The organism is Pseudarthrobacter sp. NIBRBAC000502771, assembly GCF_006517215.1.
In the GTDB taxonomy this organism is placed as follows: domain Bacteria; phylum Actinomycetota; class Actinomycetes; order Actinomycetales; family Micrococcaceae; genus Arthrobacter; species Arthrobacter niigatensis.
Genome location: NZ_CP041187.1, coordinates 2,538,541 through 2,557,332 on the forward strand (window position 1 = coordinate 2,538,541; position 18,792 = coordinate 2,557,332).

The 18,792-nt window shown below is 66.3% G+C and carries 18 protein-coding genes; 13 read left to right on the plus strand and 5 right to left on the minus strand.

All coding sequences use genetic code 11. From position 1 onward, the window contains the following. Positions 1 to 58: 58 nt before the first annotated feature. From NIBR502771_RS11925 to NIBR502771_RS11940, 4 genes are all read left to right on the plus strand, one after another. The gene (locus NIBR502771_RS11925) at positions 59 to 1,723 is read left to right on the plus strand and encodes a S1C family serine protease (RefSeq protein WP_141159940.1); all 1,665 of its coding nucleotides are present in this window, start codon (positions 59 to 61) and stop codon (positions 1,721 to 1,723) included. 237 nt (positions 1,724 to 1,960) lie between these two features. Next, entirely contained in the window at positions 1,961 to 2,752 is a 792-nt protein-coding gene (locus tag NIBR502771_RS11930; protein WP_141159941.1) for an electron transfer flavoprotein subunit beta/FixA family protein, read from the plus strand. Positions 2,753 to 2,765: 13 nt separating this feature from the next. Continuing rightward, positions 2,766 to 3,713 carry an electron transfer flavoprotein subunit alpha/FixB family protein gene (locus NIBR502771_RS11935; protein ID WP_141159942.1) on the plus strand — a complete coding sequence of 316 codons (948 nt, stop codon included), beginning with the start codon at positions 2,766 to 2,768 and terminating at the stop codon, positions 3,711 to 3,713. A 4-nt stretch (positions 3,714 to 3,717) separates the two neighbouring features. Beyond that, positions 3,718 to 4,497 carry a PIG-L deacetylase family protein gene (locus NIBR502771_RS11940; protein ID WP_141159943.1) on the plus strand — a complete coding sequence of 260 codons (780 nt, stop codon included), beginning with the start codon at positions 3,718 to 3,720 and terminating at the stop codon, positions 4,495 to 4,497. Positions 4,498 to 4,563: 66 nt separating this feature from the next. On the opposite strand, the gene NIBR502771_RS11945 is transcribed toward NIBR502771_RS11940, so the two are convergent. The 4 genes from NIBR502771_RS11945 to NIBR502771_RS11960 form a co-directional block, all read right to left on the minus strand. Continuing rightward, positions 4,564 to 5,424, minus strand: a complete 861-nt coding sequence (locus tag NIBR502771_RS11945) for an anti-sigma factor domain-containing protein (RefSeq protein WP_141159944.1) — start codon at positions 5,422 to 5,424, stop codon at positions 4,564 to 4,566. Between the two features lie 10 nt (positions 5,425 to 5,434). Further along, complete coding sequence (locus NIBR502771_RS11950; RefSeq protein ID WP_141159945.1) at positions 5,435 to 6,043, minus strand: sigma-70 family RNA polymerase sigma factor; 609 nt, start codon at positions 6,041 to 6,043, stop codon at positions 5,435 to 5,437. Between the two features lie 217 nt (positions 6,044 to 6,260). Then, entirely contained in the window at positions 6,261 to 6,728 is a 468-nt protein-coding gene (locus NIBR502771_RS11955; protein ID WP_141159946.1) for a tRNA (cytidine(34)-2'-O)-methyltransferase, read from the minus strand. A 23-nt stretch (positions 6,729 to 6,751) separates the two neighbouring features. Beyond that, positions 6,752 to 7,693 carry a J domain-containing protein gene (locus NIBR502771_RS11960; RefSeq protein ID WP_141159947.1) on the minus strand — a complete coding sequence of 314 codons (942 nt, stop codon included), beginning with the start codon at positions 7,691 to 7,693 and terminating at the stop codon, positions 6,752 to 6,754. A 190-nt stretch (positions 7,694 to 7,883) separates the two neighbouring features. Between NIBR502771_RS11960 and NIBR502771_RS11965 the strand changes: the two genes are divergently transcribed. Further along, a complete protein-coding gene (locus NIBR502771_RS11965; protein WP_371706594.1) occupies positions 7,884 to 8,585 on the plus strand; it encodes a hypothetical protein in 702 nt (233 codons plus the stop codon). A gap of 104 nt (positions 8,586 to 8,689) precedes the next feature. Here the strand turns inward: NIBR502771_RS11965 and NIBR502771_RS11970 are convergent, their stop codons facing one another. Then, complete coding sequence (locus NIBR502771_RS11970; protein WP_141159948.1) at positions 8,690 to 9,112, minus strand: hypothetical protein; 423 nt, start codon at positions 9,110 to 9,112, stop codon at positions 8,690 to 8,692. Positions 9,113 to 9,200: 88 nt separating this feature from the next. Between NIBR502771_RS11970 and NIBR502771_RS11975 the strand changes: the two genes are divergently transcribed. The 8 genes from NIBR502771_RS11975 to NIBR502771_RS12010 all read left to right on the plus strand — a co-directional run bounded on the left by NIBR502771_RS11975 (position 9,201) and on the right by NIBR502771_RS12010 (position 18,754). Continuing rightward, the gene (locus NIBR502771_RS11975) at positions 9,201 to 9,860 is read left to right on the plus strand and encodes a metalloregulator ArsR/SmtB family transcription factor (RefSeq protein ID WP_141159949.1); all 660 of its coding nucleotides are present in this window, start codon (positions 9,201 to 9,203) and stop codon (positions 9,858 to 9,860) included. A gap of 47 nt (positions 9,861 to 9,907) precedes the next feature. Next, on the plus strand, positions 9,908 to 11,137 hold the full coding sequence (locus tag NIBR502771_RS11980) for a cysteine desulfurase family protein (RefSeq protein ID WP_141159950.1): 1,230 nt from the start codon (positions 9,908 to 9,910) through the stop codon (positions 11,135 to 11,137). A 149-nt stretch (positions 11,138 to 11,286) separates the two neighbouring features. Beyond that, positions 11,287 to 12,402: a tRNA 2-thiouridine(34) synthase MnmA gene (gene mnmA, locus NIBR502771_RS11985; RefSeq protein WP_246839903.1), complete on the plus strand. Its 1,116-nt coding sequence runs from the start codon at positions 11,287 to 11,289 to the stop codon at positions 12,400 to 12,402. Between the two features lie 251 nt (positions 12,403 to 12,653). Continuing rightward, the gene (locus tag NIBR502771_RS11990) at positions 12,654 to 14,294 is read left to right on the plus strand and encodes an ABC transporter substrate-binding protein (RefSeq protein WP_141159952.1); all 1,641 of its coding nucleotides are present in this window, start codon (positions 12,654 to 12,656) and stop codon (positions 14,292 to 14,294) included. Between the two features lie 127 nt (positions 14,295 to 14,421). After that, complete coding sequence (locus NIBR502771_RS11995) at positions 14,422 to 15,513, plus strand: ABC transporter permease (protein ID WP_141159953.1); 1,092 nt, start codon at positions 14,422 to 14,424, stop codon at positions 15,511 to 15,513. 2 nt (positions 15,514 to 15,515) lie between these two features. Beyond that, positions 15,516 to 16,535, plus strand: a complete 1,020-nt coding sequence (locus tag NIBR502771_RS12000) for an ABC transporter permease (protein WP_141159954.1) — start codon at positions 15,516 to 15,518, stop codon at positions 16,533 to 16,535. Beyond that, positions 16,532 to 18,247 carry an ABC transporter ATP-binding protein gene (locus tag NIBR502771_RS12005; RefSeq protein ID WP_141159955.1) on the plus strand — a complete coding sequence of 572 codons (1,716 nt, stop codon included), beginning with the start codon at positions 16,532 to 16,534 and terminating at the stop codon, positions 18,245 to 18,247. Before NIBR502771_RS12000 ends, NIBR502771_RS12005 begins: the two co-directional genes overlap by 4 nt. A 99-nt stretch (positions 18,248 to 18,346) precedes the next feature. Next, complete coding sequence (locus NIBR502771_RS12010; RefSeq protein ID WP_141159956.1) at positions 18,347 to 18,754, plus strand: chorismate mutase; 408 nt, start codon at positions 18,347 to 18,349, stop codon at positions 18,752 to 18,754. Positions 18,755 to 18,792: the final 38 nt, after the last annotated feature.

Consider the following 18,792-nt stretch of genomic DNA (forward strand, 5'->3'; position numbering starts at 1 on the left):
AGCTTGTTCCAGCGGGACGGGTCATAGTTAATGGCAGACGAGGATGAAAGGAAGTCCCATGACTGAGAATCAAACCCCAGGACCGGTCCCGGAGGACAACCAGGGGATCAGCCGAAGCCCTTGGCAGCAGCAGGTCCCGCAGCAGCCCGGAAACCGCCCGGCCAACACTCAGCATGGGAGCACTGGCGCTGCCGGCGAGGGCCCGGACCGCGGATACGGCGCCGGTGACCAGCGGTACGGCCAGGCGGGCGGCCCAAACAGCGCCGCACCCCAGGACAGCGCCGCGCCGCAGAACAACACGGAACGGCTGGACCGGCCGGAAGCTAACGGCAACCATACCCAGGAACTCCCGGGAGCCCCGCGGCCCGTCTACCCGCAGCGGCAGCCTTTCTACGGCCAGTCCGGACAGTACGGCCAGCAGCAGCACCAGTACGGCCAGCCCATGCACGGCACGGGCCATGGTGCGCCCAACGGCCGCGTAGGCCTGGCTCCCAACCCCCAGGATGCGCCGCGCCGGAAGGCCAGCTTTGGCGTAGGAACCCTCGTGGCAAGCATCCTCGCAGCAGGCCTCGTAGGTGGCGGCGTGGCAACGGTGGGCTCCGGTGAACTGTTCGGACACACTGGCTCCAGCGCCTCAACCGTGGGCAGCAGCAACCAGCCCGGCACGGTCATCGTCAACAACAAGGACGACGTGAACGCTATTACGGCAGCTGCCGTGAAGGCCTCACCGAGCGTCGTCACCATCAGCGCCACGAGCGGCGGCTCAGGGGGTACCGGTTCGGGCATCGTCCTGGACGACCAGGGACACATCCTGACCAACACGCACGTCGTGACCCTCGACGGCCAGACCGCGAACGCCACCCTGGAAATCCGCACCAGCGATGGGAAGGTCCTGCCCGCGAAGCTGGTGGGCACCGACCCGCTGTCCGACCTCGCCGTGATAAAGGTGGATGACACTTCAGGCCTCACCCCTGCCACACTGGGGGACTCCTCCAAGCTCAACGTGGGTGATACGGCCATCGCCATCGGTTCCCCGCTCGGCCTGACGGGTACGGTCACGGACGGCATCGTCTCCACCCTGAACCGCACCATCAGCGTCGCTTCGTCGGCTGCCCCGCAGGGCGGCGACAACAGCCAGGGCGGTGACCAGGGCTTTCAGTTCGCCCCTCCGGGCGGCGGCCAGAGCCAGCAAAGCGCCGGCCAGGGATCCATCGCCATCAACGTGATCCAGACTGATGCGGCCATCAACCCCGGGAACTCCGGCGGCGCCCTGGTAAACAGCAAGGGCGAGATCATTGGCGTCAACGTGGCCATCGCCTCCGCAGGGTCCGGCACATCAACGTCCCAAAGCGGCAATATTGGCGTCGGGTTCAGCATCCCCATCAACAACGCCAAGCGGGTGGCCCAGGAGATCATTGACACGGGCAAGGCCTCCCACGGCCAGCTGGGTGTCAGCGTCAAGCCCAAGACATCCTCCGGCGCAAACTCCGAGTTCTCGGTGGGCGCCGACGTCGCCACCGTGGACGCCAACTCACCGGCCGGGAAGGCCGGCATCAAGGCGGGTGACGTGATCACCAAGTTCAACGACCTCACCATCGGCGAACCCAACCAGTTGACCGCGGCCGTCCGCGAACAGCCGGCGGGATCCAAGGTGAAGATCACCGTGCAGCGCGGCGGGAGCGAGCAGACTTTCGATGTCACGCTGGGTGCGGCCGCCAGCTAAGGCAGGACACCACCAACGCAAGCGATGACGACGGCGGGGTCCCCACCAAAGGGGGCGCCGCCGTCGTTCTGCTGCCCCGGCAAATTGCCTGACACAGGCGTTAACGGAAGGGGGCGCGGGACGCCGCCGATATGGTTAGCTAGGGTTTACCCGCCTGCCGGGCATATCGCGGCCACGTCCCACCCGGCTGGCTGTCCACAAGCATGGAAGGCTGCTGCAGAAACAGTGGAAGAGACATTGAAGATCGTAGTCCTGGTCAAACATGTACCGGACGCCCAGTTCGACCGCCACCTCAACGGGGAGGGGAACACCGCGGACCGCGACGAAAGCATTCTTTCCGAGCTTGACGAGTACGCGCTTGAGGCCGCACTCCAGCTCGCCGAAGCAAGGGGCGGAAGCAAGGCGGGCAACCAGGTCATCGCCCTCAGCATGGGCCCTGCCGGAGCTGTCAACGCGGTCAAGAAGTCCCTGCAGATGGGTGCCACCGAGGGCGTGCACCTCACGGACGACGCCCTGGCCGGCTCGGATGCCGCAGCCACCTCGCTTGCGCTCGCCGCCGCCGTCCGCCACCTGGGCGGGGTGGACCTGGTCCTCACCGGCATGGCCTCCACCGACGGGGAGACCTCCCTGGTGCCGGCACAGCTGGCCGAGCGGCTGGGGCTTCCCCAGGTGACCTTCGCTTCCACGCTCGAGGTCGACGGCGGCCGGCTGGTTGCCCGCCGCGATGCAGACACCACGTCCGAAACGGTAGAGGCGCCGCTGCCCGCCGTCGTCTCCGTCACGGACCAGATCAACGAACCCCGGTACCCCAACTTCAAGGGCATCATCGCCGCCAAGCGCAAGAGCATCACCACGCTCTCCCTCGCAGACATCGGTGTGGACCCCGCCCAGGTTGGCTTTGCAGGGTCCTGGACCACCGTCACCAGCGCCGAAGAGCGGCCGCCGAGGACAGCCGGCACCATCATCACCGACGAGGGCGACGCCGGCATCAAGCTGGTTGACTTCCTGGCCGCCCAGAAGCTGCTCTAAGAGGGACACCGACATGGCAAATGTACTTGTATTCATCGACAACCCCGGCGCCTCGCTCAAGAAGAGCAGCCTCGAACTGCTGACCCTGGCCCGTTCCCTGGGCGAGAGCACCGTGGCACTCAACGGAGACCTGTCCGACGCCGCCGCCGCCACATTCGGCGAGTACGGGGTGGGGGCCATCCTGCGCCCGGCAACTGACAACCTGGATGACTTCCTGGTGGCGCCCAAAGCCGCCTACCTGGCCGCCGCTGCCGAAAGCACCGGCGCCGGCATTGTGCTCCTGGACAACTCACCGGAAGGCAAGGAAATTGCGGCACGGCTGGGCATCCGCCTGAACGCCGGCGTCATCACCGACGTCGTCGCCGTGGATCCGGACGGCACCGCACACAAGTCCGTCCTGGCCGGCTCCTACACCACCGCCTGCAGGGCCACGACGCCCGTTTCCGTGCTGACCCTCAAGGCCAACAACGTGGTACCGGAACCCGCCCCCGCACCCACCACGCCTGAAACGGTATCCGTGGAGGTACCGGCGGTAGCCGCTGCCGCCCGCATCACTGCCCGCGAGCAGAAGGTGGCCAGCGGCCGCCCGGACCTCACCGATGCCCGCATCGTGGTGGCCGGCGGACGCGGCATGGACGGCGACTTCGGTCCCGTCGAGGAACTGGCTGATGCCTTGGGAGCTGCGGTGGGTGCATCGCGTGCGGCCACGGACGCCGGCTGGATCAGCCACGACGCCCAGGTGGGACAGACCGGCAAGACGGTTTCTCCGCAGCTGTACATCTCGGCAGGCATCTCCGGTGCCATCCAGCAGAAGGCCGGCATGCAGACCTCCAAGGTCATCGTTGCCATCAACAAGGACGCCGAGTCCCCGGTCTTCGAGATCGCCGATTTCGGGATCATCGGCGACGTGTTCGATGTCCTCCCGCAGGCCGCCGCCGAGATCAAGAAGCGAAAAGGCTGAATCGTTGACAGCCTCCCACGAGCAGGCACAGAGCCCGTTCAACCCGGACATCCACCGGGTTGGGCGGGTGCTCTGTTTCGCGGCCCATCCTGACGACATCGACTTCGGCGCTGCGGGTACTGTCGCCGCGTGGACCGCAGCCGGCGTGCAGGTGAGCTACTGCATCATGACCGACGGCGACGCCGGCGGCTTTGATCCGGCCCACCGCGCGGACATTATCGCCATGCGCGACGCGGAGCAGCGGCGGGCCGCGGAACTGGTGGGCGTCACCGACATCCACTACCTCCACCAGCGTGACGGGTACCTCGAACCGTCGCACGAGGTGATGAAAGGGGTAGTGCGGCTGATCCGCGAAATCCGTCCCGACGTCGTCCTTGCCATGCACCCGGAACGGAACTGGGAGCGGATCCAAAAAAGCCATCCCGACCACCTGGCGGTGGGGGAGGCGGTAACCCGCGCGGTGTACCCGGCCCTCGAGAATCCCTTTGCCTACCCTGAACTGGCAGAAGCAGGCCTGGAAGCGTACAAGCTGCCATGGCTCTGGCTCTACGCCGGCCCCGGGGAACGGGAGAACTACTTCGTCGACGTCACCGACCAGGTGGACGCGAAGCTGGCCGCCATCCATGTCCATGTCAGCCAGCATCCGGACGTGGCGGCCATGGAGGCCACCGTCCGCCGGGGCATGCGCCTGAACGCCGTGAGGGCAGGCTTCCCCGAGGGGCGCAGCGCGGAGGCGTTCCACGTGGTGGCAATCAACGGACCCGGTACCATCGCGGGATTCTGAACCACGCAAAAAGTGCCCCGCTCCTTTGGTGCAAAGGAGCGGGGCACGGTGCGTTGATAAAGGGTGCTATGCGCCCAGCGGAGCCGCTGCGACCGTCGGAAGGGTGGGGGCCTTGGAGCCGCCCGCGGGCTCAACGGTGATGCCCAGCGATGCCGCGGAGTGGATGCCCTGGACCACGGCAGGCTTGGACAGGGCCTGCTCATCCATCAACCCCTGCGAGACCGGCGCGGAGCCGTCCTTGGGGATCAGCCACATCTGGTAGACCTTGCCGGCCGGGGGAGCGGGCACGCCGCTCATCTTGACCACGGCTGCGTCCTCGGACGCTGAGATCAGCAGGGTGGCCTTGCCCCCGCCTGCCACATTTACGGACGCTTCGCGGAGGTCGTTGGCCCTTGCCACCTGGTTAACGGGATCGTTCTGGTCAGCCAGGTATGAGCCGACACCCACACCGCCCAAGGCAATCGCTGCTGCCGCCGCCACGCCAATCAGCCAGCGCCGCGTGCCGGACGGGCCCCGCCGTTCCTCGCGGCGCTTGCGGGCCTGCGCCAGTTCGTCGAGTGGCCGCTGCTGCGGAGCCGGGGCCGCGCCTACGGCCGGCGCCTGCGCGTCTCCGCCGGAGAGTCCGTCCTGGCCCGGTGATTGGGCCGGAAGCTGGGCGATGATCCGCTGGAAGAGGTCCGACGGCGGTTCCTCCTCGGCACGGAAAGTGCGGACCAGTGCCTCCCGGGACTGCCGGACGCGCTCAAGGAAGGCCCGGCGCTCGGTCTCCGGGGCGGTGGCGATGTAGCTGTCAATGGCCTCGCGTTCCTGCTCCGTCACCGCATCGAGGGCGTAGAGCTCAGCGAGGTCCACTGCATGCCCGGACGCAAGGTCCATGGCCACGGTGTCCCCGAAGGCCCGCGAACGGCCATCAGGGTTTTCATCCATTCCACTCAACTCAACTCACCCCCAGACAGGTCTTCAAACGGATCAGTCCATCGCGGATGCGGGACTTAATGGTGGGAACTGCGGCATTGAGCCGTTCGGCGACTTCCCGGTAGGTGAGGCCGCCGTAGTAGGCCAGGCGCACGGACTCCTGCTGTGTTTCGGTCAGCGTTCCCAGGCAGCGGACCACGGCTTCGGCCTCCAGCCGGCTGCCCACTTCGTCGGACACGGTGTCGTGGTCGATTTCCTGCGTGCTGGCACCGTACCTGGCTTCCCTGTCCGTGGCGGACTGCGACGACCGGACCTTGTCCACGGCCCGGCGGTGGGCGATGGTCATCAGCCAGGACAGGGGGCTTCCCGCCTGTGGATCGAACTTTGCTGCGTTCTGCCAGACCTGAAGGAAGACTTCCTGCGTGGTGTCTTCACTGAGCTCGGGATCGATCAGGACGCGGCGGGCCATGCCGAAGACCCTGCGGGACGTGAGCTGGTAGAACTCGGCGAACGCCGCCTGGTCTCCGCGGGCGGTGCCTGCCAGAAGGGCAGAGAGGCGCTGGCTGAGGTCTGCAGGTGGGTCAGTCACCGCGGCGGAGCCTTCGGAGTTCGGCGCGTTGGGAGTTTCCATTACGTCCAAGCATAAGTCCCGGGGCGTCATATCCTCAGCAGTGCCGTGCCGGATGCGGTGGTCGGGCCTGGAAGCTGCCTTCAGTAGAGTCACCTGCCGCTCCTTTGGTCCGCTCGAATGTCTTCAAAAGTCATTCGGCGCCGCGGACAGGCCGGATGGGCAGGCCGGAAAGTTTTTCATTCCGGGGCCGCCCGGCACTCCGGCCCTGGACGGAATTCTAGATTTTGGCGCCGGCGAAGCCCTGCTGGCGCCAGGCCTCGTACACCGCAATGGATGCGGCATTGGCGAGGTTCAGGGAACGCAGGGCCGGGAGCATGGGCAGGCGGACCGTGGCGGACACGTGCGGATCCGTTTTCAGCTCCGCCGGCAGGCCCACAGATTCGCGGCCAAACATGAGGACATCGCCCGGACGGTAGGCGACCTCCGTGTAGCTGGTGGTGCCGTCCGACGTAAACGCGTAGACGCGTTCGGGCTGCAGGTGCTCCCACGCGTCCTCGATGCTCTTGTGGACGGTGACGACGGCGAGGTCGTGGTAGTCGAGGCCGGCGCGGCGCAGCTTGGCGTCGGAGAAGTCAAAGCCCAGGGGTTCCACCAAGTGAAGTTCGGCGCCGGTAATGGCGGCAAGACGGATGGCGTTGCCGGTATTGCCGGGGATTTCTGGTTCATGGAAAAGGATGCGGAACACCTCCCCATCCTAGCCACCCGGCCTCAGTGCATGCCGCGCAGCAGCCTGGCCAGGACCGGGATGTTCACGGTATTGGGGGCCGGCCCGGACGCCAGGAATTCCTTCAGCCCGCGCACCATGCCCGCCGCGTTGACGATCTGGACGGTTTCCAGCGCTCCAGCGGGGCGGCGGTGGTGGTCGATCACCGGTTCGTGGAGGTTGCCGTCGGGGCTGTGCACTACCGTCCAGCCAGTGACGTTGAGCTCGGGAAAAATGTCCTGCATGGCCCAGACCACCCGGGCCAGCTGCGGGGGTGCCACCGCCCGGCCACCGTGGTTGAGGGTCCGGCCGTCCCAGGCGTAGGCGCCCTTGGGCAGGAGCATCGAGTTGACCAGGGCCAGCCGGTAGCCGGCAAGGACGGCATGGTCGATGTGGCTGTTGTCCGCCGGTGACTGCAGCCCGTTGATCAGCCGTGCCGCAGGGATGGCCGGAAGCACCTGCCGGGTCAGCAGCTGGACGGTGCGCATTTCCCGCTGGATACGGGCCTCCGCGCCGAAGATTCCCCGCTTTCGGGGCATCCCGTGCACTTGCTGCCGGGCCTGCGCCAGGGGGATAAGGGGAACGTCGGTTCCTTCGTAGGGCGGAACGTAGACGGGCGCGTCCCCTGCCGTGTTCCGGCCGTTGTCGGGCCTGCGGACCGTGGCGGACGCCCGGCTGCCGGCGGCCGGCGCGTCAAAGTGGGCGCCGGCGTCGAACGCACCCTCACGCGCCGTGCCCGCGCCATAGGAACGGTCGTAGGCCTTCCTGCGCTGCGGGTCGATCAGGGTCTCATAGGCGGCGGTTACCCGGCGGAAGGTTGCGGCATCACCGCCGTGGTCCGGGTGCGCCGTCCTGGCCGCGCGCCGGTAGGCCACCTTGATTTCTTTCTCGGTGGCGGTGACGGCCACCCGAAGGACCTGGTAATGGGAGCTGCTGCTCTCGGTCAAGCAATCTTCCTTCTCTTGGTGCCCGGCTTTCCGATTCCCGGCCGGAAAGCGGAGTGCCCGCCCAGTCTAGCCAGCATGGACGGTGCGCCTGCGGTGACAACGAACAGGCCGGGCCTGCCGGTTCCCGGGAGGCCGGAGTCTAGACTCGTGCCTGCGTGGTGCGGACACGGGCCGGAGGGGATGTAACGGAATGGAGATGGACATGCCGACGACGGCGGAGCGGGCCGGCAGGGGACGGCGCGGGGGAGTGCCTCTTGCCATTGGCTGCGTGGGAGCCTTGCTTCTGGGCGGGTGCAGCGTGGACGTCCGGGATCCCTCGGCCACCCCGGCGCCGGCCAGTACCCCGGTCCTGGCCACTCCAACCATCACTCCGGGCCATGATGCCGCCGCGGTGGCAGCGCGTGACATGCCTTTCGCTGCCGGCGGCGACCTGGCTCCCGGGACGGCCGTGGGGATTTCCGATGACCTCAAGGGCGCACCAGGGTGGCGGATGGTGAAGGACAACGTGGCTGGCGGCAGCGAATACGCGAAGGCCGATGGCTGCGTGGTTGCCACCCGGACCAGCACCGGCCAGGCCCCGCTGGTCCGTGGAGATGACAGGGAATCCACCGTTGCCCTGTTCCAGTACCTGGATGCGGCCATCCAGCCTTCTTACCTCAAGACGGCAACCTTGAAGTGGGGCGGCACGCCCGAAGCTCCAGGCCGGAACGTGGAAGTACTGGCGCTGGAGCAGGCCGTTCCCGGCGGACGTTCCACGGAGGTGCTGGCACGGCTTTTTGGTACTGCCGGTTCGTCGGCCTACCTCTCCGTATCCTGTCCGGACGCGGCAACCCTGGAGGCTGCCCGCCAGGACGTCGTCCGCTACCTGCCGTTGGTGCCTCCGGCCCCGTGAGTAACGACAGGTCCTGAAACAGGAAACCGCCGGCGGCTGGAGGGCTCAGCTGCCGGCGGATCCATGGGGCTGCGGTGTCCGCTCGCCTGGCAATGCTGCCGGAATCACGCAGCGGTCCGGGCTGCCCCCACTGACAGCCGGTTCAGGGCCACGGCGCCGACCAGCAAGCCGAAATCACGCAGGGCAACGTCGTAGAAACTTCCCAGCAGGAGCAGGTTGACGATGATCCCTGCCAACCACGCGGCCACGATCACCGAGCCGTACTTGGGGCGCACCGCCACTGCCACGCCTGCGATGACTTCCACCACTCCCACGATGTACATGAAGGTCTGCGGCTGCAGCGGGACGATGGCCGTGGCCTGGGGTGCCAGGTACATGGTCCAGTGCGTGAGGATGTTGGTGAACTTGTCCAGGCCGAAAAGGATCGGTGCCACGGTGAACACGGTTCGCAGCAGCAGGAACGCCTGCCGAGCCGGCGGCACTGTCGATGGGGCATGCTGGGCCCTCATTGCGGATGCTGATTTCATGATGCTCTCCTTCTAAAAGTAGGTATGTTAATTTTAGAAACTCAACGGTCTATAATCAAGAGATCTTGACTTTGGAATTGGAGACACCATGTACCGACTTCCTTGGGCGGACCGGGTCGCGGCAGTTGCATCGCTGACGGATGCCAAGAGGCTGCAGCTTTTCGAACTGGTCGCCGCATCTGCCCGTCCCGTGGGGCGCGACGAAGTGGCTGAAGCCGCAGGACTGGCGCGCAGCACCGTTTCCTTCCATCTGGACAGGCTGGTCCAGGACGGCCTGTTGGCCGTGGAATTCCACAAGCCTGCGGGCAGGACGGGACCGGGGTCGGGACGCCCCGCCAAGATGTACCGGCCGGTTGGAAGTGAGGTGGGAGCCTCCGTGCCGGACCGGAACTACGACCTTGCCGGGGAGCTGATGGCTGCGGCAATCGAGGACACCCAGTCACAAGGTCTGGCGGTGGGGGAGGCGTTACGCGCCGTCGCATTCCGGAAAGGCCGGGAACTGGCGGCAGGTTCCGCAGGCTTGGAGGAGTTCCTGGCGGAAGCGGGCTACCAACCAGAGCCGGACGGGGAGGGGGGATACCTGCTGCCCAACTGCCCCTTCCACCGGCTGTCGCGGGCCCATGCGGCAGTGGTATGCGACATGAACGGTGCTTTCCTGCGCGGCGCAGCGGTGGGCTGCGGCGCTCCCGAGGAGCGTGTTGTCCCTGTGCCGGGCCACTGCTGCGCGCGGGTTACCGGCGGCAGCTGACCGCTCCACGCCGGAGGAACACCGGCCTGCCGCGATAGAATTTGAGAATGCCCGCCTACCTCGACCATGCCGCCACGACGCCCCTTTCGGGGGCCGCGCTCGCCGCCTTGACGCGTGAGCTGGCGCGGACCGGCAATCCTTCGTCGTTGCACGGATCCGGACGCCGGGCGCGCCGTGCCGTCGAGGACGCACGGGAGGCCATTGCCGCGGCGGCAGGGGCCCATCCCTCAGAGGTCATCTTCACATCCGGAGGCACCGAGGCGGACAACCTCGCCGTGAAGGGCATGTACTGGTCCCGGGTGGCAGAAGACCCGAAGCGCCGGCGCATCCTCTGCTCCGCCGTCGAACACCATGCAGTGCTGGACACCGTTGAATGGCTGGAACGCCACGAAGGCGCCGACGTGGTGTGGCTGCCCGTGGACGGCGAGGGAGTGGTGGACCTCGGGATCCTCGAAGCCGAGCTCTCCCGCGATCCCGGCACCGTGGCGCTGGTGACCGTCATGTGGGCCAACAACGAGGTGGGCACCGTCCAGCCGATCGGGCGCATCGTGGAACTGGCGCACGCTGCGGGCGTGCCGGTTCACTCCGATGCGGTCCAGGCGTTCGGCTCGGTGCCGGTGCACTTCAAGGATTCGGGACTCGACGCCATGTCGATATCCGGGCATAAGATCGGCGGTCCGGTGGGGGTTGGCGCGCTGTTGCTGGGGCGGGCCGTCAAACTGACACCGGTGCAGCATGGCGGCGGCCAGGAGCGGGACGTCCGCTCCGGCACGCTCGACACCGCTTCCATTGCCGCTTTTGCTGCCGCTGCGGAGTCCGTTGCAGCTTCGTTGCCCGCTGAAGCGGCGCGGATCGCTGCCCTGCGTGACCGGCTGATCGACGGTGTCCGCGAGCGGGTCCCGGAAGCCGTTCTTCGCGGGGCCGACGGCGACCACCGGCTTCCGGGCAATGCGCACTTCACCTTCCCGGGCTGCGAAGGGGACTCGCTGCTGTTCCTCCTAGACCTGGCCGGCATCGAATCGTCCACGGGTTCGGCCTGCACTGCCGGGGTGCCCCGCCCCTCGCATGTGCTGCTGGCCATGGGCCTGGACGAGGAGACGGCCCGCGGTGCCCAGCGGTTCAGCCTCGGGCACGCCTCCACGCAGGCCGACGTCGACGCCCTCCTTGCAGCGCTCCCGGACGCGTACGCACGGGCACGCCAGGCCGGCATGGCCGGGCACGAATCCTCAATCCAGACCGCGGGGACCCAGGCGCGGCAGGCCCTTCGCCGCGCCTGATGGCCGTGGATGCGCACCCCGCCACCAGCTGATTTGCGTGCCGCCGTAGAATGGATAGGCGAAGATCGTTTCCGCCGCCGATGCGTCCAGCACGGCCACGGACAGCAAGCATCCCCCGACAGAAAGCCAGCATGCGAGTACTAGCAGCCATGAGCGGCGGAGTGGACTCCGCTGTTGCCGCCGCCCGCGCAGTAGAGGCCGGGCACGACGTCGTCGGCGTCCACCTGGCCCTTTCGCGGATGCCTGGCACCCTGCGCACGGGCAGCCGCGGCTGCTGCACCATCGAGGACTCCAGGGATGCGTGGCGGGCCTGCGATGTGCTGGGCATTCCCTACTACGTGTGGGACTTCTCCGAGCGCTTCAAGGAAGACGTCGTCCAGGACTTCATTGACGAATACGCCGCCGGCCGGACCCCCAACCCCTGCATGCGCTGCAATGAACGGATTAAGTTCGCGGCCCTGCTGGAGAAGGCCATTGCCCTCGGGTTCGACGCCGTCTGCACCGGCCACTACGCCAAGGTGATCGAAGACGCCCACGGCAACCGGGAACTGCACCGCGCCGCGGACTGGGCCAAGGACCAGAGCTACGTCCTTGGGGTGCTGACACATGAACAGCTCAAGCACTCCATGTTCCCGCTGGCAGACACCCCGTCAAAGGCCGAGGTGCGGGCAGAGGCGGAGCGGCGGGGCCTCTCCGTGGCCAACAAGCCGGACAGCCACGATATCTGTTTCATTCCCGACGGCGACACCGCCGGCTGGCTTGCCGAAAAGATCGAGATGACCTCCGGCGACATCGTGGATGAGACCGGCGCCAAGGTCGGGGAGCACCCCGGGGCCAACGCCTTCACTGTCGGCCAGCGGCGCGGGCTCAAGCTCGGAACCCCGGCAGCTGACGGAAAGCCCCGCTTCGTCCTGGAAATCCGGCCCAAGGAAAACAAGGTGGTGGTGGGCCCGGAGGCCCTGCTGGCCATCGACGAGATCCGCGGCATCAAGGTCTCCTGGGCCGGCCTTCCCATCGGCGAGGTAGAAACAGGGGCCGAATTCGATTGCTACGCGCAGGTCCGGGCGCACGGGGATCCCGTCCCGGCCACCGCCAGGATGGAGCCTGCCGCGTCCGGCGAAGCCGGCGCCCAGCTGGTGGTCCGGTTGGTGACCCCGCTGCGCGGCGTGGCGCCGGGCCAGACGGTAGTGCTGTACCAGGGCAGCCGCGTGCTGGGCCAGGCGACAATAGACGCCGCACGGTCGCTGCAGCGGGCAACGCTTTAGCCCAGGCCCCTAAAGCGCCACTCCGGCTTTCCCGGGGTGGCGCTTTGTCATGCCCGGGTACCCTCCTCCGCCGGGGGCTGCCGGACCCTGCCGGGTAACTTTTAAGAAAATATTGTGTTCGAACTCACAGAAACGGCAGTCCCGAGGGCTGACTCTCTGATTCAATCTAGGAATCAGCACTGCACGCCGGCGTCCGGGGCCATCAACCTGTGACCGCGGCGTGCGCGTACTCATCGGAAAGAAGTTCACAGATGATCAAGAGCACAACGGCCCTGCACCGCGCCATCGCGCTGGCAGGCATCTCCGCCCTGGCCCTGACAGCCTGCACCGGGCCATCGGGCGGCGGCGGCGGGGGGACGGCCAGCGGCGGCAGCGGCGGCGGTGCCATCACCTTCGGAACGACGGACAAGGTCGTCACCCTCGACCCCGCCGGTTCCTACGACGCAGGCTCCTTCCTGGTCATGAACCAGGTCTACCCGTTCCTGATGAACTCCAAGCCCGGTTCTGCCGAGGTCAGCCCGGACATCGCGGAGTCGGCGTCGTTCACGGCGCCCACCGAATTCACGGTGAAGCTCAAGCCCAACCTGAAGTTTGCCAACGGCCACGCGCTGACTGCCTCGGACGTGAAGTTCTCCTACGACCGGGTACTGAAGATCAACGATCCCAACGGGCCCGCGTCACTGCTCTCCAACCTCAAGTCCGTTGACGCCAAGGATGACACCACCGTGGTCTTCAACCTCAAGGCGGGCAACGACCAGGTGTTCCCGAGCGTCCTGGGCACGAACACTGGCCCCATCATCGATGAGGAAGTCTTCCCGGCCGACAAGGTGATGAGCGACGAAGACATCGTTGCTGCCAAGCCCTTCGCGGGACCCTACACCATCGATTCGTACAAGAAGAACGAACTTGTCAGCCTCAAGGCAAACGCGGATTACAGCGGGTTGCTGGGCAAGCCGGCCAATGACAGTGCCGTCATCAAGTACTACGCCGACTCCAACAACCTCAAGCTGGATGTCCAGGGCGGAAACATCGACGTTGCCGGACGCAGCCTGACAGCGACGGACGCGGCAGACCTGGACAAGGATTCCAAGGTCAAGGTCTACAAGGGCCCGGGCGGCGAATTGCGCTACATCGTCTTCAACTTTGACACGATGCCCTTCGGAGCCAAGACTCCCGAAGCCAACCCTGCGAAGGCCCTCGCCGTACGCCAGGCGATGGCTGACATCGTGGACCGCCAGGCCATCTCCGACCAGGTCTACAAGGGCACCTACGTCCCGGCGTACTCCGTGGTCCCCGATGGTCTGCCTGGCGCAAGCCAGCCGATGAAGGACCTGTACGGCGACGGCAGCGGCAAGCCCAGCCTGGACAAGGCCAAGAAGGCCTTGTCCGATGCCGGCGTCACCGGCCCCGTGAACATCAAGCTCCAGTACAACCCGGACCATTACGGCAAGTCGTCCGGTGACGAATACGCCATGGTCAAGGAACAGCTGGAGAAGTCGGGGCTGTTCGCCGTTGACCTGCAGTCCACTGAGTGGGTTACGTACTCCAAGGCCCGGACCGCTGACGCCTACCCCGTGTACCAGCTGGGCTGGTTCCCGGACTACTCGGATGCTGACAACTACCTCACGCCGTTCTTCATCCCGGGCAACTTCCTGAAGAACCACTACGAGAACCCCACTGTCACGGACCTCGTGCAGAAGCAGCTCACCACCCCGGACAAGACTGAACGTCAGAAGCTGATCGGTGATGTCCAGACGGCGGTTGCCAAGGACCTCTCGACGTTGCCGCTGCTCCAGGGCTCGCAGCTGCTGGTGGCAGGGAAGGACGTCAAGGGTGTTGAGAAGACGCTTGACCCGTCCTTCAAGACCCGCCTTGGCGTCCTGTCCAAGTAAGCACTCCACCCCCATCGGGCTCTGACGGCCCAAAGGCGGGACGCCGCAACGGCGTCCCGCCTTTCGCCCGTCACCAGCCAGCACCGAGGGGAATGCTGGCTCCCGGTCACCACGAATCCAGGTACCGATGACAACTTTGATTGACGCGCCACCCAGTGACGCCGACGCTCTCCTTCCACCCAAGAAAAAGCAGTCAGGCGGTGGGCTGGGCCAGTACATCCTGGTCCGGTTCCTGCTGATCTTCCCCACTATCCTCATCCTCGTCACCATGGTGTTTTTCCTCATGCGGATCACCGGTGACCCGATCACGGCCGCCATGGGCGGCCGGCTTCCCCCGGAGCAACTGCAGGAACGAATCCATGCCGCCGGCTACGACCGGCCCCTGCTGGCGCAGTACTTTGAGTACCTGGGCCAGCTGGTCACCGGGAACTTCGGCACCACCCTCTCGGACAACCGCAAGGTCACCGAGATGCTCACCACCTACGGCTCGGCGACACTTGAGCTGGCCATCAACTCCCTCATCGTCGCGCTGCTGGTTGGCGTCCCCCTGGGCCTGATCGCGGCCTCCCGCCGTGACCACCTGCCGGACGCGGTCCTCCGGGTCCTGGCCATCCTGTTCTACGCCACCCCCGTCTTCTTCGCTGGCATGCTGCTCAAGCTCGTGTTTTCCGTATGGCTGGGCTGGCTTCCGGTCGCCGGCCGGGCGGGCACCAGGACAGAGCTGTCGCTGACCGCGCTGGAGGCCCCCACCGGGATCTACTGGCTGGATGCCCTGCGCAGCGGCAACATGGCCGCCTTCAGTGACGTCATGTCCCATGCGGTCCTCCCGGCGGTAGCCCTGGGATTCCTGACGGCCGGGGTCTTTCTGCGGCTGGTCCGGACCAACGTCATCGGCACGCTCGGCAAGGACTACGTGGAAGCTGGCCGCTCACGCGGCGTCAGCGAGTTCCGGCTGGTCACCAAGCACGCCTATAAGCCGGCTTTGATCCCGATCATCACGGTCATGGGCCTGCAGATTGCCGTCCTCCTTGGCGGAGCCGTGCTGACGGAGAAGACCTTTGAATGGAAAGGCCTCGGTTTCCAGCTGGCCAATTACCTCACGGCGCGCGATTTTGTCGCCGTCCAGGGCATTGTGGTGCTGCTGGCCGTCATCGTTGCCGTCACCAACTTCATCGTGGACATTATCGCCGCGCTGATCGACCCCCGCGTGAGGTACTGAGAATGTCTGCCACTACAACTCTCGAACCCGTTGCCAACCCGCGGGCACCCCTCTTCCGGCGGCTGCCGGTTGTTTCGCACTTCAACAAGAGCGTCGGCCTGCAACGCTTCATGCTGGTGGTGGGCCTGGTCCTCACCGGCATCTTCCTCATTACCGCGTTGGCCGCCCCACTGCTGGCGCCTTACGGCTTTGCGCAACTGTCGGACGCCGACGGCAGTTTCCCCACCCAGCAGGCACCTGGAGGCAAACACCTCCTGGGCACCACGGTGGGCGGATACGACGTCCTCTCCCGGGTCATCTGGGGAACCCAAACGGCTCTCCTGGTCATCATCGTGGCTGTTGTGCTCTCCATTTTCGCCGGTGTCATCCTTGGCCTGTTGAGCGGTTACATCGGGGGCTGGCTTGACCGGATACTGGTGGTCGTGGCGGATGCGATCTATGCCTTCCCGTCACTGCTGGTTGCCATCGTCATGGCCATCGTGATCAGCGGCGGGGAGTCCAGTCTGTTCGGCGGCATCATGGCTGCCGCCATCTCCATCACGGTAGTTTTCATCCCGCAGTACTTCAGGGTGATCCGCGCCGAGACCATCCGGCTCAAGGCTGAACCCTTCGTCGAATCCGCCAAGGTGGTGGGCGCATCGAACATCCGCATCATGACCCGCCACATCTACCGCAATGCCACCCGGACCCTTCCGCTGATCTTCACCCTCAACGCCTCCGAAGCCATCCTGACCCTGGCCGGGCTCGGCTTCCTGGGATTCGGCATCGAACCGAGCTCGGCGGCGGAATGGGGCTTCGACCTGAACAAGGCGCTCGCGGACACCACGTCCGGCATCTGGTGGACGGGGCTGTTCCCGGGCCTGGCCATCGTCTGGACAGTCCTCGGGCTGACCTTGGTGGGCGAGAGCATCAACGACCTCAACGATCCGCGGCTCCGCGGCCGCAAGCGGTCGGGCCGCAAGGATGACGGTGGTCCCTCCGCCGCGCAGGCGGCAATTGAACTGGAAGTGAGAGCACAATGACCATCAGCAGTGATCCCGTGCCCGGCCGGCAGGATCCGGACCGGAAGACAGTCCTCGATATCGATCACCTGAAGGTCACGTTCGCAACGGACGGCGGCGATGTGTACGCCGTCAAGGATGTCAGCCTCGACGTCAAAGCGGGCGAGGTCCTTGCCATCGTGGGGGAGTCCGGTTCCGGGAAGACGGTCACCGCCAAGACCATCCTGGGCCTGCTGCCGGAAACGGCAGTGAGCTCCGGTGCGGTGCTGATCAACGGCACCAACGTCATCAGCCTCAGCCCCGGCCGGCTGCGCCAGATCCGTGGCCGGGATGTGGCCATGGTGTTCCAGGAACCATCCACCGCCCTGAACCCCGTGTTCACCGTGGGCTGGCAGATCGCCGAGGGCATCCGCGCCCACGCCAATGCCAACGGCGGGGGGCGGGTAGCCGCGAAGGAAGCCAAGGCCCGTGCCATCGAAGCGTTGGGCAAAGTCGGGATCCCCGACCCTGAGCACCGAGTCAACTACTACCCGCACCAGTTCTCCGGCGGCCAAAAGCAGCGCGTGGTGATCGCCGCAGCCCTGGCTTTGAACCCAGGGCTCATTGTGGCCGATGAACCGACCACCGCCCTGGATGTCACCGTTCAGGCGGAAATCCTCGAACTCCTCCGGGACTTGCGGGACAAGTACGGTACCTCCATCGTGCTGATCACGCACAACATGGGCGTGGTGGCGGACCTGGCGGACCGTGTGGTGGTGATGTACCAGGGCGACATCGTCGAGGAAGCCCCGGCGAAGACCCTGTTCGCTGAACCAAAGCAGGACTACACCCGGAACCTCCTTGCCGCGGTGCCGCACCTTGGCCGGCACTCGGCGTCGGAAGGCCTTACCGAGCGGCGCCACCAGGAGGAGGAAGTCCTGGTGACTGCTGACAACCTGGTGATCGAGTATCCCGGGCGGCTCGGGACGCCGGCCTTCAAGGCCGTGGACGGCGTCAGCTTCACCCTGTCCAGGGGTGAGGTTTTCGGCCTGGTGGGCGAATCGGGGTCCGGCAAGACCACCATCGGGCGGGCGATCGCCGGGCTCAACCGGACCACCGGCGGAGGCCTCAAGGTGCTCGGCTACGAGATGCTGAATCTCCGGGAGCGCACTTTCAAGCCGCTGCGCAAGGACATCGGTTTCGTCTTCCAGGACCCGGCAGCTTCCTTTAATCCGCAACTGACCATTGGGGAATGCATCGCCGAACCTATGGTCATCCACACCAGGCCGAGCGAGGCCCAGGCGCGCAAGCGCGTCGGTGAGCTGCTGGAATCGGTCCAGTTGCCGGCGTCGTACGCGGGACGCTACCCGCACGAACTCTCCGGCGGCCAGCGGCAGCGGGCCTCGCTGGCGCGTGCCCTGAGCCTGAACCCGCGGCTGTTGATCGCTGATGAGCCGACGTCGGCCCTGGACGTATCGGTCCAAGCGAAGGTCCTGGAGCTGTTCAGGGACATCCAGGAGGAGTTTGGTTTTGGCTGCCTGTTCATCAGCCACGACCTGGCAGTGGTCGACATCCTGTCTTCCTGGGTCGGCGTCCTGTACAAGGGCAAGCTCGTGGAACAGGGGATCGGCAGCCAGGTCATGGGCAACCCGCAGCATGACTACACGCGGCGGCTGATCGCCTCCCTGCCCGTGCCCGACCCGGCTGAACAGGCAAAACGGCGCGAGGAACACCGGGCACTCCTGGGCATCTGACCCCGGGATTGCCGCAGCATGAAGCGCCGGTACCGGCAGACGGCCGGCACCGGCGCTTCACACCCGCGGCGGCTCCCTCCGCTCCCATAGACTGGAGCAATGACGCAGCACACCCCCAGCTCTCCTGGCGCCGACGATTTTGATCCCTCCGCCAGCTCGCTTGCAGGCCACGTGGACGAATCGGTGATGGCTGAACTGCTGTCCATCCGCTCCAGCATTGACAACATTGATGCCACCTTGGTCTACCTTCTCGCGGAGCGCTTCAAGGCCACGCAAAAGGTGGGTTTCCTGAAAGCGGCCCACCGGCTCCCCGCCGGTGACCCCGGACGTGAAGCCGCCCAGATCGCCCGGTTGCGCCGGCTTGCCGAGGACGCCCACCTTGACCCGGCCTTCGCTGAGAAGTTCCTCAACTTCATCATCGGTGAGGTGATCCGCCACCACGAGGCGATCGCAGAGGACCACCAGGCCTCATCAGGCCAGCGGCCGCAGACCTCCGCGCTGGCGTGAGCCGGGAACAGCACGGACCAGGGGGCAGCAGGCTTCCG

Bases quoted from the DNA above. Each gene is read 5' to 3' on its own strand.
- NIBR502771_RS12005 (WP_141159955.1), top strand. From the start codon at position 16,532: ATGACCATCAGCAGTGATCCCGTGCCCGGCCGGCAGGATCCGGACCGG.
- NIBR502771_RS11990 (WP_141159952.1), top strand. From the start codon at position 12,654: ATGATCAAGAGCACAACGGCCCTGCACCGCGCCATCGCGCTGGCAGGC.
- NIBR502771_RS11945 (WP_141159944.1), bottom strand. From the start codon at position 5,424: ATGGATGAAAACCCTGATGGCCGTTCGCGGGCCTTCGGGGACACCGTG.
- mnmA (WP_246839903.1), top strand. From the start codon at position 11,287: ATGAGCGGCGGAGTGGACTCCGCTGTTGCCGCCGCCCGCGCAGTAGAG.
- NIBR502771_RS12000 (WP_141159954.1), top strand. From the start codon at position 15,516: ATGTCTGCCACTACAACTCTCGAACCCGTTGCCAACCCGCGGGCACCC.
- NIBR502771_RS11980 (WP_141159950.1), top strand. From the start codon at position 9,908: ATGCCCGCCTACCTCGACCATGCCGCCACGACGCCCCTTTCGGGGGCC.
- NIBR502771_RS11975 (WP_141159949.1), top strand. From the start codon at position 9,201: ATGTACCGACTTCCTTGGGCGGACCGGGTCGCGGCAGTTGCATCGCTG.
- NIBR502771_RS11935 (WP_141159942.1), top strand. From the start codon at position 2,766: ATGGCAAATGTACTTGTATTCATCGACAACCCCGGCGCCTCGCTCAAG.
- NIBR502771_RS11925 (WP_141159940.1), top strand. From the start codon at position 59: ATGACTGAGAATCAAACCCCAGGACCGGTCCCGGAGGACAACCAGGGG.
- NIBR502771_RS12010 (WP_141159956.1), top strand. From the start codon at position 18,347: ATGACGCAGCACACCCCCAGCTCTCCTGGCGCCGACGATTTTGATCCC.
- NIBR502771_RS11965 (WP_371706594.1), top strand. From the start codon at position 7,884: ATGGAGATGGACATGCCGACGACGGCGGAGCGGGCCGGCAGGGGACGG.
- NIBR502771_RS11995 (WP_141159953.1), top strand. From the start codon at position 14,422: ATGACAACTTTGATTGACGCGCCACCCAGTGACGCCGACGCTCTCCTT.
- NIBR502771_RS11970 (WP_141159948.1), bottom strand. From the start codon at position 9,112: ATGAAATCAGCATCCGCAATGAGGGCCCAGCATGCCCCATCGACAGTG.
- NIBR502771_RS11950 (WP_141159945.1), bottom strand. From the start codon at position 6,043: ATGGAAACTCCCAACGCGCCGAACTCCGAAGGCTCCGCCGCGGTGACT.